General features: G+C 58.6%; 11 protein-coding genes. 3 read left to right on the forward strand and 8 right to left on the reverse strand.

The annotated features are described in order from the left end of the window. Nucleotides 1-26: 26 nt before the first annotated feature. The 7 genes from M0D64_RS31530 to M0D64_RS31560 form a co-directional block, all read right to left on the reverse strand. Nucleotides 27-1250 carry a glycosyltransferase gene (locus M0D64_RS31530; protein ID WP_266260666.1) on the reverse strand — a complete coding sequence of 408 codons (1224 nt, stop codon included), beginning with the start codon at nt 1248-1250 and terminating at the stop codon, nt 27-29. 165 nt (nt 1251-1415) lie between these two features. Further along, entirely contained in the window at nt 1416-2300 is an 885-nt protein-coding gene (locus M0D64_RS31535) for a polysaccharide deacetylase family protein (protein WP_266260667.1), read from the reverse strand. Between the two features lie 109 nt (nt 2301-2409). Continuing rightward, nucleotides 2410-3663 (reverse strand): NAD(P)-binding domain-containing protein, encoded by a 1254-nt coding sequence (locus M0D64_RS31540; RefSeq protein WP_266260668.1) that lies wholly within the window; start codon nt 3661-3663, stop codon nt 2410-2412. A gap of 98 nt (nt 3664-3761) precedes the next feature. Further along, nucleotides 3762-4952: a carboxylate--amine ligase gene (locus M0D64_RS31545; RefSeq protein WP_308102523.1), complete on the reverse strand. Its 1191-nt coding sequence runs from the start codon at nt 4950-4952 to the stop codon at nt 3762-3764. A 238-nt stretch (nt 4953-5190) separates the two neighbouring features. Beyond that, complete coding sequence (locus M0D64_RS31550) at nt 5191-6354, reverse strand: hypothetical protein (RefSeq protein ID WP_266260670.1); 1164 nt, start codon at nt 6352-6354, stop codon at nt 5191-5193. Nucleotides 6355-6468: 114 nt separating this feature from the next. Then, on the reverse strand, nt 6469-8814 hold the full coding sequence (locus M0D64_RS31555; protein ID WP_266260672.1) for a polysaccharide biosynthesis tyrosine autokinase: 2346 nt from the start codon (nt 8812-8814) through the stop codon (nt 6469-6471). Between the two features lie 307 nt (nt 8815-9121). Further along, the gene (locus M0D64_RS31560; protein WP_266260673.1) at nt 9122-10339 is read right to left on the reverse strand and encodes a glycosyl hydrolase; all 1218 of its coding nucleotides are present in this window, start codon (nt 10337-10339) and stop codon (nt 9122-9124) included. Between the two features lie 1171 nt (nt 10340-11510). Here M0D64_RS31560 and glf point away from each other — a divergent pair. From glf to M0D64_RS31575, 3 genes are all read left to right on the forward strand, one after another. Further along, on the forward strand, nt 11511-12602 hold the full coding sequence (gene glf, locus M0D64_RS31565) for a UDP-galactopyranose mutase (RefSeq protein WP_171926965.1): 1092 nt from the start codon (nt 11511-11513) through the stop codon (nt 12600-12602). Then, complete coding sequence (locus tag M0D64_RS31570; protein ID WP_154559463.1) at nt 12599-13570, forward strand: glycosyltransferase family 2 protein; 972 nt, start codon at nt 12599-12601, stop codon at nt 13568-13570. The genes glf and M0D64_RS31570 overlap by 4 nt, the downstream gene beginning before the upstream one ends. 305 nt (nt 13571-13875) lie before the next feature. Continuing rightward, a complete protein-coding gene (locus M0D64_RS31575) occupies nt 13876-15666 on the forward strand; it encodes a PQQ-binding-like beta-propeller repeat protein (RefSeq protein WP_266260674.1) in 1791 nt (596 codons plus the stop codon). A 158-nt stretch (nt 15667-15824) separates the two neighbouring features. On the opposite strand, the gene M0D64_RS31580 is transcribed toward M0D64_RS31575, so the two are convergent. Then, nucleotides 15825-16970 carry a hypothetical protein gene (locus M0D64_RS31580; protein WP_266260675.1) on the reverse strand — a complete coding sequence of 382 codons (1146 nt, stop codon included), beginning with the start codon at nt 16968-16970 and terminating at the stop codon, nt 15825-15827. Nucleotides 16971-16993: the final 23 nt, after the last annotated feature.

Genomic DNA, 16993 nt, shown 5'->3' on the forward strand with positions numbered 1-16993 from the left:
CAGTCAGGCTCAGGCAGCGTTCGCGGCTATCGCAACACGCTAGAAGATTGGGAGCTGTCTGCGGCGAACGCAGGGTATGCGGAAGGTGGCGCGCCTTCGCCGATACACATGATTTCGGCAAGGCGCTCAGCATAATACTCAGGAAGATACTGGTCGACGTCGTATCTTCTCTCAGGGTTCGAAAGATGCGTGGCCAGTTGCCCAAGCGCCAGCTTCAGACTCTCCGGATCAGTGCGGAATTTGATCTTGTTGCCTACAGCGTCCGCGGTCGTCGCCATGCTTCCGCCATCGCGAACGAGCGCAGGCAGGCCGAGCATCGCCGCCTCGATGATGATGAGCGGCGCGTTTTCTGCGCACACCGACGGTACGATGACCGCGTCGGCGAAGCGCTGCATGTCCGAGAACAACCGCTCCTGCGGCAAGCTGCCGAAAAAAATCAGCTTGCCACATTCGATGAGTGATGCGAAGCGTTGCTCGATAACCGCGCGCTCGGGACCCTCGCCATAAACACCGATAGCGTTGATATGCTCAAAATCCGCCGCTTGCGCGAGCTCGATGAACTGCGCGAGGCCTTTTTCCTGCGAGATTCTTCCAGCGAACGCAAGATTGAAGCGGTCTTTGTTACGGACGGCCGAGGGAATCAGCGCAGCCGGAACAGCGGACGGATTATGCAGGATCACCGTGTGGCGGATCCCGCAGCGGTGCAGTGCCTCCTGCATGAAGGCACTGGGGCAAAGAATCTGATCGAATACGCGCGACGGATGGCACGCCGCACGCACGGCATGCCAGTACGCCTTTGTCATGAGGTCATGCATGAGGCCCTTTGGCGACGAACGAAGCTTGAACGCCGTGCGCGTACTCAACATTTCAAGCGGCAGAATCAGGGGCTTGCCCTTCTCGAAGTATTGCATCATCGGGTTGTAATAGACGAGATGGTAGTCGTGGCACGTATGGTAAGTGCGGTAGCCCAGATCGCGCTTGTACCGTGCGATAACGCTCAGGATCGAAGGCGAGAGAGCGTTATGGTAGTTATGCACCAGCACCCGATGCGGCCGAAACGCGAGAATTGCTTTCTCGAGCGCGTGAGCGGCAGCAACATTCCATATTCTCGACAACATGGAAGTCTGCGCGACGAATCGACTATCGTCGAAGCGCTCGACCTCAACCCCGGATAGAGTGCTCAGAAGCCCTGCGGATTGTTTATAGACAATCTCCGCGCCGCCCATATGCAAAAAATCGTTGATCAGCAATACCCTCCAGCGCTGCATCTCCCCGCTCCTCTTTGACTGCACAAATGGGATCACGCAAAACGTGGACGGTATAGCTGGAATTCCTCGCTCGGAAGATGCTAGCGTGTCGTACCCAACGGCTGTGTTTGCCAGGACACGTAGCGCAACAGGATGTGCAGCGCACCATCAAAACTGAGGAAATCGTCCGCTCCAACCGCCACCTTTCTTCAGGTAATGCAAGAAAAGCGGGATACCGGTCAATTGCGCCGCGAATCGCCGCGTCGACGCACTGTCGTCGACAATGATCGCGCGCAGTCGAAACGGGTCACTCTGGTGATCGTTCCAACCGACATCGCATGTGCGTGCACTCTTGTATCCCGCCGCTTCTACGAAACTGACTTCGCGATCGCCATAGTTTCCGTTCGGGTAGGCAAAATGCTCGCAGACATTGCGCAGCAGCGCCTCGATCTCATGCTTGCTGTTGCCGATTTCGTCCGCACATTCGATATCGCTGCAACGAGTCAACACGGGATGGAATCGTGTGTGAGCCTGAAAGTCCACGTACGCCTGCATGGTTTCCATCTGCTCGATGCTAAGGCCGGTCGCCTGATTGTCGGCGTCCTGGCGGTAACCATGTGCCGCGAGTTCGGTCAGGCGTTCCGCATTCGTCATACGCTTCAGCCGTTCGTGGCCCGCCCGCACTGAGCCGGGATGCAACCACCAATGGCTGCGCGGACGGCCGACGATGCTGCTGCAGAGGAAGATCGTCGGCCGCACCTTGTGCTTGATGAAGATAGGCAGCAACGCTGCGTTGCCCGCATGCCCGTCATCGAACGTAATGGCCGCGCGTGGACGTCCCCGGCCGGGCGCAGCGACGTCTGTCAGCGGCACCAGATCACATATTTCTCGAAGATAGGTGAGATGCCTGTCGAGTGTCGCCGGGTCGGGGTCGTGATAGAGCAGGACCGCCACCCGGTCGCGCCATAGCCATGCGCGCGTCGCTCGGGCAATGCCCGTCAAAACGACGAGCGCAGAAAGGATCTCTTTAAGTAATGCCTTACCTCGATTCATTTCACCTCTCCGCTCTGTGCATTTCGAAGAACCTGGTGCCGCGATAATTGCGCTGTCTTGTGCTGAATCGCGACATCAAGGAGCGGACGGACTGCCGGAACGCATGCGGCTACTCGCCCGTTCGCTCGAGCACATGGCCTTCGGCAGAGGACCACACGCCATCTCTCGCGTCCGCTTTCAACGAATGGGCTATATGCCGCGCCACACTGGGCGCTGCGTGCCTCGCCCCGTAGACAAAACGCATGACGGGCCCAAAGCTGTGAGCGGAAGCCGGCCCGATCACATAGAGGCCACGAACCTTTGTTTCGAAGTTGGAGGTGAGTTCTGGCAGCCCACTATTGACCGAAATCGCGTCTACGATTTCTTTCGATAGAAACGCGTGCTGCCTCATATCGGTCTTGAAGCCCGTCGCGGCGATGACATGGTCGGCGGCAACGGCCGATTCCTTGTCCTCGCTTATCCCGCGCAGGATGACCTGATCGTTGTCGATAGCGGCGGAGCGAACCTCGGTCCGAAACGAGATCTTCACCTTGCCGACGACGCGATCACGCAGCCACCAGGCGCCGGACGCTCCGTACGACCGCTCCATGATCTGCTTGCGCCGCCCTTGATCGAGCATGTGGAAAAGGCCCGGATACTCAGACAGGAAGAGCGAGCGCCAGCCTCGTCCCAAGCCAGCGTCAGGACGCGCCAGCCTGGATAGAATGCCGCGAGAAGCTTGAGGCCGTGGATGCCATATCACGCCCGCTTCGCGCATGAGCACGTGAACACGCGATCCTTGCTCATGCAGCAGCGCGGCGAGCCCCAGCGCCGACTGTCCGCCGCCGACTATCACGACGTCTTTGCCTTGCGCCCACGCGAGGTCCCCATAAAGCGCCGAATGAGATGCATAGCGTTCAGGCAGGCCTCGCAGTGCGACAGGGGTTTGCGCAAACCCCTTGAGTCCCAAAGCGATCACCACCTTGCGCGCGAGGAGGGAGCGGCCGTCGCTCAGCGCCAGTTGAAAATGCCCGTCGACGCGTCGCAGGTTGACAACGTCGACTGCCTGGATATCTTCGACGAGATTCGACTGAAACCAACGCGCGTAATCCACAAACGTCTCGAGCGGCAGTTCCATACCCATCGGCTGATAGCGCATACCCTTCTGGCGGTAGTAATCCTCGAGCGTGAATCCGGACAGCGGCGCATGGAGGTTCGAAGCGAACGCCTCGGAACGTAGGAGCATGCCTGGTGGCATGAAATTGATCCAGGCACGCATCGGCTGCCCGAGAATCTGATGGACCACACCTGCGGCGCTCAGGTGTGCGGACAAAGACAACCCATACGGCCCTGCGCCAATTATTGCGGTGTCGGTGAAGGACATTGCTCATCTCCATCCAGGGACGGCACTCAGGGCTTCCAGGCGCCCACGCTCGAGGCCAGCGTCGCGAAGCGCGACACGTTGTCAAATACCAGCCCACGCTAAACTTTCACCTGCAGCAGCTTGAGTGCCATAGTCACGTTCCACGCGCGCTTCAAGCGCCGCAGCGCACTGAGCAGGCCATAAAACTGCAGCGCCGGAACGGGATCGCTCCAGCGAAAATATCCGTCAACGATCTTCGTGCGCTCGCCCAGCAGATGAGGCGGCACCCGGTCGGCAAACGTCGCGCGCCACGCGACCGGTACCCGGCACGATTGGTCAGGTATGGGCGGCAGACCGAGTTCATGCCGGTAAGCGGCAAGCGGAATATTGACGCCGCACAGCGTGGCGATTTCTTCCTGCCAGTCCGTACGGCCGACCGTCGGCTCGACCATCACGAACCGCCTGCGGTTGTCGTCCCACTTGTATTCGATGCTCCCCATGCCCTCGAAGCCGGCCCGCTCGGCGAACGACAATGTCAACGACTCGAGCACTTCGCGCGCTTCGGGTGCGGCAACGCATATGGCGGTATTGCCGATACCCGGCGGGGAACTGAGGACCTTGCGCCCAGTAAAGATGCTGATCACACTCCCGCCGCTCCCCCGATAGAAAAGCGTGAAATAGATGTTGCTGTCGGGCCCCTCGATCCACTCCTGCGCAATGATGCCGCCGGGCGTGGCAAGCATGGCGATAGCTCGCGCGCGCGCAGCGCTGAGAGAGTCGACCCGAACCGCCCGCTCCCTCTCGCCTCTCAATACATTGCGTTTGTCGTCCGGCTTCAGTACGCACGGATAGCGTAATTCCGATAGATATTCCAGGTCGGACAGTCTCTCGATAGTCACGGACCGTGGAACCGGAAAGTCGTGCTTCAGCGCGAAGTCGTGAAATCCTGCCTTGCTGCACAACATCTTGACGGTCGAGTCCGCCGGAAGGCGGAAGCGAAACCAGTTCGCAAGCGCTTCGCGATTTTCCGACACCGCGTGCACCGCCTCTTCTTCGGTCAATATAAGAACCGGGGGCTGCTTGAATTTCTTGCCGAGTTCGATCATGTCGTCCGCGAAGGCTTTTCCGATCAGGCTTTTGATGTAGTGCGCGCGTACGTAGCGGCACCACATGCCTGAGCGCGTGATTTTTGTATCGACTACGACGAGCGGAACGCGTGCACACGCGAGAGACCTCGCCACGCCGAGACCGTTCAGCGAGGCACCCACGACGACCCCTGCTATTTGATCAGAACCGTATCGGCTCACCATACTATCGATTCCTTGATCATCGGACGAACGTGAGCCTTCGAAAGCATCGCAGGAAGTCGCGCTGTCGACAGTCTCGCCGTTCCGCGGCTCGGGCCTTCTGCTCGATAACTCGAGGGGCGCGCCGCAGTCCCGCTCGATGCGCGGGCGCACAATCGCCGAAAAAAATGGGAGGACGAATCGAGACGATAACGCGTCACAGCCGGCCTCCAGCGGCAACGCGTCGCACGAGACAGCAAGACTAAGTCTTGCCGTACCGTGGCAGTGGCTCGAACTGCCGCGAAAGCTCCACGCGGTGAGCGCTGTATGCCGAAAACCGAGGCCAGTAGCAAATCACGTACGCAAGCGGAATAAAGGATGTGACAGTGGTCACGCTCACGGTGGCGCTGATGAGCAGGAAAATCAGCATGACGAAGCCGTCGCTCGCGGTAAACGCGATGACGCCAAAAAGAATCAGCGCACTGAAGATCCCCATTTCAGCGACCGTGGCAGCCAGACCGGCAAATGGCACTCCGGCGTCCTCCATTTCGCCCTGGATCAAACGGATGTAGGGAAGGTACTTGTAGTGCGTGATGATGTCGTGTGCGGTGATGCCGCTGACGATATCCCCCAGCCGCGCATCGAACAGGAACGCGTAGCCGGCCAGCCGGTGGCCAAACGTTTCTGAGTCGAAGAAATCGTTCGATGCAAGGTACACCGAAATGGCCGCGGTCACCGCAAAGTACGCAACCATTGTCATCAGTGGGTGGACCGACCGCAATCTTGCACGCACGGGATAGAGCGCGGCAAAGAGGAACAGCGTCATCGACGATTTCGAGAAGCTAATGAAGAGGCCGATAAGGTAAATAGCAATGATTTTCTTATTCGGTGAATCGCTAAGCAGGTACACGATAAAAGACGTCACCAGCAGCGAAGAGAAGAATCCCGCCTCACGCGAAAATCCCGAGACGCGAGCAAAGTAAAACACCTCGAAGAAGTTCGTATAGGTACTGGTCGCATAGTTCCCCCAGATCAGTTTCGCGAGATTCGTCGGTCCGAGTTGCATCGCGAAATCACGGTCGATGTAGTACATCGCGAACTGCACGATTGCGAACAGGATGTTGATGACCATCCATGGATGAAGATAGCTGATGCGGCGTTCAGCCGTGTACATCAGGTAGCCTATGCAGATGGCAATCGAGAGGACCCGTACTGCAGCCGAAGGCGAAGTCAACGCGCTTGCCACGACCGCGATGAGCAACGGGCCGGCCCAACGACGAGCCGTGCCGCTCAGGAAGCGCGCGAACTCCGGATCGAGAAACGGGATCAAGAGATAAAAATATAACGTGATCCCGTTCACCTGCGGATTCAGAATAACGCAGGTAAAAAACATGTAGAACAGCGCGGATATCAGTCTGGAGTACATTGTTTTCTCAATGCAAAAACGCGCGGGGCAAGACGCTTACTCTTGACTCCTCCAGTCGCGCGGAATGGTCCTAGCCGGCTCATCCGGCAACTCTACACGCCCCGCCGGCGACGATCACGATTCGGCATGCTCTTGCGGGACACCCGCTGCAGAATAGGCTGCCGCATAGCCGTAGCTGCGTTTCTCGCTGCGCCGTCGCGGCATTGCATTGAAGATCATGCCGACCAGACGCGCGCCGGCGCGATCGAGACGCTGCGCGGTTTCTTCCAGTTCCCGTTCGCTCTGAGCGTTCGGACGTACCACGAGCAGCGTCGATCCCGCGACAGAGGCGATCAGATTTGCATCGCTGACTGCTAGTACCGGCGGTGTATCGATAATGATCAAGTCATACAGCTTGCCAAGATGGCCGACGAGTTGCTGCATGCGAGGCGTCGAGAGCAACTGCGACGGATTGTGTGGGAACCGGCCTGCGGCAATAAACGAAAGGCCATAAACATCGGTGTTCCGAATCACGTGATCAACGTTGACATGACCGTTCAGGACTTCGGCGAGGCCGCCGGCACCGGTCTGCTTGAAATTGGAGGCCAACTGGCCCCGGCGCATATCGCCGTCGATCAGCAATACGCGCTTGCCGGCCTGCGCATTGATGACCGCCAGATTTGACGATACAAAGCTTTTCCCCGTGCCGGGTGTCGCACCCGTCACGACGAGCACGTTATTCGTCGCGTCCTGAATTTGCCGCTGCAACGACGCACATATGCCCCGCAACGCCTCAATCGGTATGTCATCGTGCCCGTCGGTCGCGAGCAGGAAGCGGCCGGTGGCCCACTCTGCGTCTCGCAAAGCAGCGCCACTATAGGCCAATCTGGGAGGCGATCCGGTTGCGCCTCCGGATACTTTCTGTTGCGCTCCACCAGTGAGGCGACCCTTCGTTGACTGCGAGTTCGAATTCAGCGCACGATCCCGTCGGGCTTGCTCATCACTGAACAGCACCTGACCAAAGACCGCCAGGTTCAGATGGCGCCCGGCCATCGTCGAGTGCTCAAGCGTGGACGACCATAGGCGCCGGACAAAGACATACAGAATCGCCGCCATCAAACCGCCGATGGCACCCACGCCTATCACCAGGGCCCGCTTCGGCTTCACGGGATCCACGGGCAACAGCGCGGTGTCGATGATGTGCACATTCCCGAGCGTGCCAGCCTGCGTCACAGCCAGCTCGTTGGACTTGTTGACCATCGCGACGTAAATGTCCTCAGCGACCTTTACGTCGCGAGTGAGATCGGCAGCCCGGCGCTCGGAGGCGGGCAACTGGTCGAAGCGCGCTTCGAACGCGCTTTTAGCTTTTTGCAGAAGCTCGATCTGGCTATCGACGGTCTGCACGTCACGTGAGGTCGGTGTGAAGTGACTGGCCAACGCCGCTCTTTGTACTTTGAGCATCGCGATCTGGCGGTCGAATTCAATGCTGCCCTGAAGGTACGACGAAGCTTCGGTACCCGCTTGCATCGAACTCGACGCGGTTCTGTACTGGCTCAGTTCGGCCTCTGCATGGGTCAGGTTCGCGTGAAGCTGCGGCAATTCTCCGACGATGAACTCGCGGGTCTGGAGCGCCTCTGCGCGATGCTGTGCGATGTGGGAAGCGATGTAGCCTTGGGCGATGCCGTTGGCAATGGCCTGGGCCAGTTCTGGATCGGGGTTTTCATAAACGATCTGTACGACGCCCGTCTCCTTGCCCGACTCGCTGACCTTCAACTGGTGCAAGAGACGTTCGATTGCCTTGACGTCGCTAAAGCGCACGAGCGTGAATTGGGTTCCAGGGCGCGCTACGAGCCGCTCCATGGTGAGTGCCACGCCGTTGGCCTCAGCCGGTATGCCGGGGGCGCCCTCGAGGAGCGTGCGCCCGGCAACGGCGAGCCGGTAGCGGCCGCCGTTAAGGACGGTCAACGTTAGCGGTTTGTCTTCAAGCATGGCGGGAACGGTCAGTGAACCGACGGACGCGTCCTCTCCGCCCCATGCATAGCTGCTCAAACCGCCCAGTGCCGGCATAGGCGTGCCCGGCGTGGCGAATTGGCGGGTGATCGCGCTGATAACCGGGATGTCGTTCGCCGTAATTGAGGTGTCCCGCTTGAATTTACTGATCACCGGCACAAGCACGCTCCGGCTTTGGATGATCTGAATCTCCGCCTCGGTAGGCAGCGTGGACGGGACGACGTGGTCCAGCGCCTTCGAAGCCTCACCGAGCGCGTTGGGCTGAGGGAAATCGACCTTGACCAATGCATCCGCGGAATACATAGGCGTCGCGATAAAAGCGTACAGCGCAGACGCGCCCGTCACCAGGAGAACAATGCAGATGACCAGCCCAAGATTGTCGACTATCAGCCGCCATAGTTCGCCGCCGGAGAACGCGTCCACGTTATTCCGCAGCACAACCGGCGGATTACCGGAAACACTCGTATTCATACGTCGGACTCCTTGTGTGTTGGGACCGGAACGAATCGCTGGCTCGCGAACCGCTTTCCTCGAAAGCGCTGCGCCGACTGTAGTGCGCAAAAGACTGGATCTATGGGTCCGGCGAGCTCGCATGCGGGTGGTGTCTCGCTTCGCAGATTGTGGCGTCGCAGCAACGCGGTCTGTGCTTTACCGCACACGACTCCAAAATCGCGCCACCCATGGTGTTTCCGAAAAAAGAACAGCCTACGGCTTGCAGAAAGCACGTAGGCTGCACGGGTAGAGGCTTGTTACGCTAGCAGGCTAGCGAAATGGCGGATCAGACGGGATTCGCGGCAACGAATTGTTTGAAGCTCGTGTAAGCCGGGTTCTTCGTGACACCATCTTCTTGCACGAGGCCATAAGCCGGATCGATCAGGCAATACATCATGATCGACTGGATGTTGTATTGATCCTTGAGCGCACGATACTCCTTCAGCGCCGCGGTCGTGTAGCTGGCCGCTTGCGCCGCGCTGTCCTTGCTGCCCGACCAACCCCATTCCGTCAACCAGATCGGCACGTTAAAGGAGTCCTTCAGAACCTGCAGTACGTTCAGGCACGCGTTGTTTTGCCATCCACAGGTGATATCGCCTGAGCTTTCGTACCAGTGGTACGTCGTGTAGTCCCAGCGGACTTGCTGCTGACCCGAAACGCCGTTGGCACTGCCATCAGGCTGGATACCGGACCACAGCATCTGCAAGCCGCGGTATGCAAGCGGGATACCGACATTCACGCCACACTGAATCGACGAGTCGATCGCCTTGACTCCGTCGATCATGCCACGGATAACGCCGCGGAACGCCGGCCAGATGGCGGGGCTGTAGTTGCTCGTCAGGCTGCCGTTACCCGTGGTGATCAGGCCAGTCGCGTCGAGTTCGTTACCACACTCGATGTACTTGACGAGCCCCTTGAGCGGCTTGGTGCATGCGACCGCCAGGTTGTAGCCCAAGGTGTACGCCGCCGATTCGGAGCCGTTCTTATTCCAGCCAGCCGAAATAGGATTGAGCACCGGCATGATGGCGACGCCGCTGCCGGCAAACGCACCGGTCAGTGCGTTGGCGACCGTTTGAGCCATTCCGCCATCGGCGACGTCAACGCGATAATTCGTGACGCCGAGATCCTTGAGCAATGCCAGTTGCGCGGCCGCCGACATGGTGTGGTAGATGCCGCTGGGGTAGGCAAGATGGCCGTTCATGCCGTAGAACAGCGCGCCGGAACTCGGTGCGGCGACGGTGACTGAAACAGACGTCGTGGTCTTGGTGCCGCCCGGCTGTCCGGCCGCGACGGTAAATCCCATCACGTCGAACTGATGCGAGCCTGTGGACAGTTTGGTCGTGTCAACCTTGATAGCGAACGTACCGTTGCTCGGTTTCGTGTCGGCGCCAATCTTGGCGCCGCTCGCGTGGTCGAATACGCATACGTTGACCCAATTGCTGCCCGCGGTGCCTGTCACCGTGACAGAACCGGATACAGTCGCGTTGGCTGTCGGGGCGGTCACCGTAAAACTGCTTGGGGTTGCCGTGTTAGCCACCTTCGCGCTATTGGCTACCGCGCCGGGCGAGTCTGCGCCACCGCCACCGCATGCCGAAAGGGCGAAGGACCCTGCGCCCGCAACCAGGCCGGCGAGAAATTTCCTTCGAGGGACAGATGCAGTGGGAATTAAAGCGGGGACGGAATCCAGAAGATGTGTCTGATTCCTTGATCGTTTAGATAAGGTCATGAGTACAACTTACGCATTTCTGTTTGGGGATCGCAGTATATGCGTCACACTTTTTCCGATGTTGTAACTGGATGTAAAAATCCGACGAAAAGGCGATCATTCTCCATACCTAATACAAAAGGTAAATATCTGCATTACTGATACGCAAAATGAGAACGAGTGTGTGCGCGCGCACATATCTTTGTTGCATTCACGCGGTGAAAAAAAAGAATTAGTTCCGTTAATTATCTATTCACAGAAGTTTAATTTTGTGCTCGCGGCTTGCCGCCGGGCGATTCCCCGGTTTACCACGCTATCCGCCCCTTATAAAAAACCACTCGGCAATGGATTTATTCATACGAATATGCAAGCAGATCGCCCCCTCCAATTTGTATGATTAATAAATCCGGCATTCAGACAAATTGATTAAGTAGGTAATTTCCCTCATTCAGCGAATCAAATTTACGCTTTCTTCACATTAAATAATCAAAGGTGCAGTGGACTCATCGAAATCCCATGCGACCCCAATCAAACCGTCTATAAATATCCGTTCGGCAGACTGAAGGTGACGCGGTCCATGTGATTCGCTCTCCATACAAAAACATCGGCCACCGCCGAAGTAGTCAACCGCAAGAAATTAGCTCGCGACACCCGAACGCGCGGTACACGACGGGATTTGCGCTGTGTGCGCAAACGTACCGAAGGCGAAATATCAAGTGGGCACCCTTCTCCTCGGTGACGTTGTCTGCACGGTCGCGTGCAAGACACCGCATTCCCGGCCCCGTCCTGCTCATGCCTGCTTTTGATTTGCAGCGCGGCCGCGTTTTTCGAAGGTGACCAGTGCCGGATCCGGCGCGTGCCCGTTCCACCGCGATGCCGTTGGGTGCCCGAGCTCTCCACGGCCGTTCATGTGCTGCTGATGACTTGAATGGCCGCCACCGTTGCGCGTTTCTCTAGAGGACTTCGAGAGATGAAATATGATGCCTTGATCGTGGGGGCCGGCTTTGCGGGCGCAGTGTGTGCTGAGCGCTTTGCCGCTGCCGGCAAGCGAGTGCTGATCATCGATAAGCGGAGCCACATCGGCGGAAACGCGTTCGATTGTCATGATGAGAACGGCGTGCTGATCCATCCATACGGTCCGCACATCTTTCACACATCCGGCAAGCGAATTTTCGAGTATCTGTCGAATTTCACCGACTGGCGGCCCTACGAGCACCGTGTACTCGCTCATGTGGACGGAGAGCTTTATCCCATCCCTATCAACCGGACGACGATCAACAGGCTATACGACCTTGATCTGGACGAGCAGGGCGTGACGGCGTACCTCGAATCCGTTCGCGAGCCCCGGGACTCTGTCGCGACGAGCGAAGACGTCGTGTTAAGCAGCGTCGGCCATGATCTCTGCGAGAAATTCTTCCGCGGCTATACGCAAAAGCAGTGGGGACTCGACCTCTCTGAACTGTCAGCGGGGGTCGCTGCACGCATACCGACCCGCGCAAACGACGACGACCGCTACTTTACCGATGCGTTCCAGTTCATGCCCGCCCAGGGTTACACATCGATGTTCGAGAAGATGCTCGAACATCCGAACATCGAGGTGCGCCTGTCAGAGGATTTTCGCGCCATCAGGTCGATCGTGGAACGCGAGCACACAATCTATACGGGGCCCATTGATGCCTATTTCGACTTTCGCTTCGGCAAGCTCCCCTACCGCAGCCTGTTCTTTCAGCATGAACATCTGGGCGAAGTAGAACGCTTCCAGCAGACCGGGACGATCAACTACCCTAACGACCAGGAATACACCCGGATAACGGAATTCAAGCATCTGACCGGCCAGCAGCATAGCGGCACGTCGATTGTGAGGGAGTATCCGCGAGCCGAAGGTGATCCGTACTATCCCATTCCTCGTCCCGAGAACGAGGCGCTTTTCAAGCGCTACCACGAACTCGCGGAGGCCACGCCCGACGTCACGTTTGTCGGAAGGCTCGCGCAATATCGTTATTACAACATGGACCAGGTTGTGGGCGCTGCGCTGAAAGCCGCCGAGGAGCTGATCGAATGAACCCCGTAAGCGCTGCCGCAATCGTTGTTTCGTACAACCGGCGAGCCTTGCTGGAAGAATGCGTCGAAGCGCTGCTTGCTCAAACGTGGCCCGTCGATGCGATTTACGTAGTCGACAACGGCAGCAACGACGGTTCGCGCGAGTATCTGGCTGCCGTTGAGGCAAAGCACGACAGGGTTTTCGTCGTTCTGTCGGAGAGCAACACCGGCGGGGCCGGCGGGTTCGCAAGGGGCATCAGCACTGCCTTTGCCAAAGGCTTCGATTGGTACTGGCTCATGGACGACGACGCAGAGCCTATGCCCGATGCGCTCGAAAAACTGCTGGTGTCCAAGGACGCCGCACGCACTGACGTTGTTGCGCTGTGCGGCACGGTATTTGGCATCGATCGGCGTGTGCAGTTCTGGCATCAGGGAACGTTCGACGAACGGATGCGACTCATTGTGTCAATGCCCGAGCACCACGCGGCTGCTTCCTTCAAGACCGACTATATGTCGTTCGTTGGAGCGTGCATTCGGCACGATGCGATTCAACGCGTAGGGTTCCCCGCCCACGAGTACTTTGTGTGGAACGACGACGTCGAATATACCGCGCGCCTGAGCCGCATTGGTGAACTGCGTTGCGTAACCGCCTCCCAGATGACACACAAGGACGGAGAAAACCGCGATATGATCCAGCGTCCGCGCTCTTTGCGCGCGTGGATCGAGACCAGGCGCATGCCCGCAGCGACGCAGTGGAAGTACGCGTGCGGGCTGCGCAACTATGTCGATATGGTGTTCAGGCATCGCGGTCCCGCGCCATTTTGGGCCGCATCGATTTTTGCAAGAAGGCTTGTTCGTATTCTCGTCTTCGGTGATCGCCGTTTTAGCGTCATCGTGCTCTATGTCCGCTACTTTGAACAGGCAGTGGGTCGAAGGCAGTTCGATACGGTCAGACCGACCGACTGGAAGAGATCGCTTGGCGATTCCTGAGCCCGACGGGGCCCGCAGCAAACGACCTCCCTTGATAGGCCTACCGCCGCATACCCGCACATTACAGTTGAAGCGTCATTTCCTCCTCGCATGGAGCGCGCTATTAATATTTATCATTCGTAAGGAGAACTGTCGTTTCGACAAAGCTTAGTCAAATAACGCCTTTTCTTGCGCTTCGGTTCTGATCGCCTCCTAGGATTGATTTCACGATTGCAACGCGCGTCCTTGTCGTAAATCGTGGTTAGAAGTCGCCTGTTTGCGGACTTCTCAACATTGCAATAACTTGATGTTCAGGAGGTGGATTTATGACCAACGCACTAAACAGAATCAACGCTGCTCGACTTGTTGCCGCTTTGATGCTCACCGGAATGGCCGGTTCAGGCGTACAGGCGCAAAGCTCGAACGCAGCACCAGCAGCGGCGCTCGCGCCGGATCTTGGGGCAGCCGCAGCGGCGGCAGCAAAGGTACCGTTCCCGTTCCCTCATGGCCTCCACCCGTTCGGCAACGGACCGCACGTCGCGCCCGCCAGCGCGCTCGACGGATCGCAGATAGACAAACAGAACGGCGGAAACACGGTCAATCCGAATCGATTCCGCGACGATAGCGGGCCGGCCGCCGATACGCCATTCCAGGCTCCCGAACTAGCAACCGCTGCTACGTTGGCCCGGATACCGGGAGCCTCCACCGCCGCGACCTTTACAGCAACCGACTGGCCGACGTATGGCATGAACAGGCAGCGGACCGGGTATAACCCTGTCGAGACGGTGCTGAACGCGACCAACGTGAGCACGCTGAAACAACACTGGGCGTCCCCTGTTCTTGACGGCGCCATCCTGACTCAGCCGGTTTTGGCTACCGGCGTGTTGATCAACAACGTTCCGACCGATATCGTCTATGTTGCGACGGAGGGAAACACAACATGGGCGCTGAATGCCACGACGGGGGCCACCATTTGGAAGAGTGCCCCCATCCCTCAGGCAACTCTGTCGCAGGGCTGTAGCGGGCTATTCCAAGGCAAGATTGGTGTGCAGGGGACGCCCGTAATCGACCATGCCAACAACCGCCTGTTCGTCGCGAGCGGGAAAGGTTACTTGCATGCGTACGATATGGCGACCGGCGTCGATCTCCCGGGCTTCAACTTGCCTCTCCTCGACGCGGCGAATGCTTCTCCGCTAACGATGGTGTACGGCGGTTTGACGCTCAGTCCCGACGGTTCCTCAATATACGTTGCGACGGCCGGTGACCCCTGCGATACGCAGCCGTACCACGGACAGGTTATCCGCGCCTCGACCACCAACCCAGCCGCCATTCTGCAACGCTGGTTCCCCACCGGGGCAACCGGACCGAACGGGGGCGGCATATGGGGCTTTGGGGGCGTATCGATTCCACCTGACGGTACAGTCGTCTATGCACTGACGGGCAACGCATTCGCCACCCCCGAAAACGCAGGGTTCGCCGAACACGTCGTGAAGCTCACCCCAACCCTGGCGGTGGCCGCGTCGAACTCGCCACTGACTCCCTCGCCCAACGCAGACATCGACTTCGGCGCTACGGCATTGCTGTTCCAGCGTCCCAACTGCCCGACGATGCTCGCTGCCTACAACAAGTCGGGCCCTCTGTTTATTTATAACCGGGCCACCATTCAGCAGGCGGGTCCCATTCAAACGTTGACGATTGCCCAGAGTTCGAACGACGGCAGCAACATAGGCATGCCTGCGTTCGACCCGGTGCTCAATCAGCTTTACGTCGTGTCTCCCTCCGATTCGGGGACTTTATATAAACACGGGCTCATTGCACTGTCCATCGGTAGCACCTGTTCCGTCACCCCCAAACCTGTGTGGCAGACGCAAGTCGGCATCAACAGCCCCAACTTCAATCCGGCTATTCCGCCGGTCGCCGCAAACGGTGTGGTCTACTACGCCGACGGGATGGGCAACGATGTGTATGCATTCAACGCGACAACCGGAGCCATACTTTTCCACGACCACTACACGCCAGTTCAATCCGGCGAGGGTAACTTCTCGTCGCCGTCGGTCGTGAACGGTCAGGTCTTCGTCGCGGGCAGCGACCATGTGGTCCATGCCTATGGCCTTTAACTGATCAAGCTGCCCGGGGCAAGCCGTGCACGTCAACTCACGCGCGCGTCTCGGGCAGCCCTCGTCATTCACCCGCCTTCTTTCCCTTGCGTCTCTCCCGCTATCGCTAAAGCCGGATCTACTCAGCCCCCCAATTTCAAAAATGCCTTCGCGCCCGATTATCTCAGCTCCCCTGGCACGCCACGCGCGCTGCGCGCCGGCCAAAGCCAAACCAGGCGCCGCCGCACGGCACCTTTTATCCGTTTCGGCGTAAGCTTCCCAAGCCACTCCGACCTGGGCGCGGCCGGTGCATTCAATCGATCTTCAAGCCAGCGCAATCGCGCCTCATTTTCCCGCTCACGATCAGCGTAGAGCACTAGAGGAAACGGGTGCGCAAGCCGCGGGCCATAGAGCGCGAGCGCCGTGTCCACGATGTCGCGGTTCTCCTCGCGCTGCGTGAAGTACGCAAGATGAACAAACGGTACGCGGCGCACGCAGACGATACGGAGATCGTTGCGTTCGCAATGCATGTGCATCATATGCTCGTCATCGCGGCCTCCGTCGTCGATCGCATTCCACAGCGACTTGCGAAACAGGATGCAGCCGATCGAATAGCGAGATTGCGATGGCACATCGCACTGCTCCAGCGATTGCGTCGCAGCGATGAATGCGTCAGGCTGAAGGGTGGTGCGCTCGTGCAGCCAGCGCGCGATGTGCGGATAGCCCCATATGGTGCCGTTCGTACCGGTCTCGATCTGCTCCGCCGGAATGATCCGCAGCGGAAAGCGCCCGCTGCTGCCCGACCCGACGAAATGCGGATGCGCCTGCGTGGCAAAGTACTCCTGCTCCAGATTCATCGCCTTCAGCAGCTGAGGAAAACCCCATGCGTTGTTATTGATGAGCGGCGTGACGTACGCCAGCTTCCGGCCATTTCCTCGCTCAGCGCTGTCATAGGCCTCGACCATCTGGTCGAGCCATTGATGCGCAATCGGGAATGCATCGTCGTCGACCTTGCAAACCAGGTCGATGTTTTCGAACTCCGGTTTGGACAGTAACTTCCTGATCGACCGATAGGGGTCCCCTGGCACGATGTCGTCGACGACGTTGACGACACCGGGAAACAGTCTTTCGTAGCGCCGGGCCACACCGAGGGTCCGCTCGGCGTCGTACCCGCCGCGGCAATTCTGCAGCACGTAGAACGGCACACCCGGCGGTCGGTAAGCCATTTGACTCGCAAGCGCCAACTCGAGCGCCGCATAGTCGCGACACGCAAGTATCACTACAGCCATTCTGCGTGCCTCAACGTCTGGATGCGATGTGTTCATGCGTCAACTCCTTTTAACAAACT

Origin of the sequence: Paraburkholderia sp. WS6, from assembly GCF_030464835.1 — a bacterium.
In the GTDB taxonomy this organism is placed as follows: domain Bacteria; phylum Pseudomonadota; class Gammaproteobacteria; order Burkholderiales; family Burkholderiaceae; genus Paraburkholderia; species Paraburkholderia madseniana.

Excerpts from the sequence above, each read along its gene's own strand:
- M0D64_RS31575 (WP_266260674.1), top strand. The coding sequence starts at position 13,876 with ATGACCAACGCACTAAACAGAATCAACGCTGCTCGACTTGTTGCCGCT.
- M0D64_RS31580 (WP_266260675.1), bottom strand. The coding sequence starts at position 16,970 with ATGAACACATCGCATCCAGACGTTGAGGCACGCAGAATGGCTGTAGTG.
- M0D64_RS31545 (WP_308102523.1), bottom strand. The coding sequence starts at position 4,952 with ATGGTGAGCCGATACGGTTCTGATCAAATAGCAGGGGTCGTCGTGGGT.
- M0D64_RS31550 (WP_266260670.1), bottom strand. The coding sequence starts at position 6,354 with ATGTACTCCAGACTGATATCCGCGCTGTTCTACATGTTTTTTACCTGC.
- glf (WP_171926965.1), top strand. The coding sequence starts at position 11,511 with ATGAAATATGATGCCTTGATCGTGGGGGCCGGCTTTGCGGGCGCAGTG.
- M0D64_RS31570 (WP_154559463.1), top strand. The coding sequence starts at position 12,599 with ATGAACCCCGTAAGCGCTGCCGCAATCGTTGTTTCGTACAACCGGCGA.
- M0D64_RS31540 (WP_266260668.1), bottom strand. The coding sequence starts at position 3,663 with ATGTCCTTCACCGACACCGCAATAATTGGCGCAGGGCCGTATGGGTTG.
- M0D64_RS31535 (WP_266260667.1), bottom strand. The coding sequence starts at position 2,300 with ATGAATCGAGGTAAGGCATTACTTAAAGAGATCCTTTCTGCGCTCGTC.
- M0D64_RS31555 (WP_266260672.1), bottom strand. The coding sequence starts at position 8,814 with ATGAATACGAGTGTTTCCGGTAATCCGCCGGTTGTGCTGCGGAATAAC.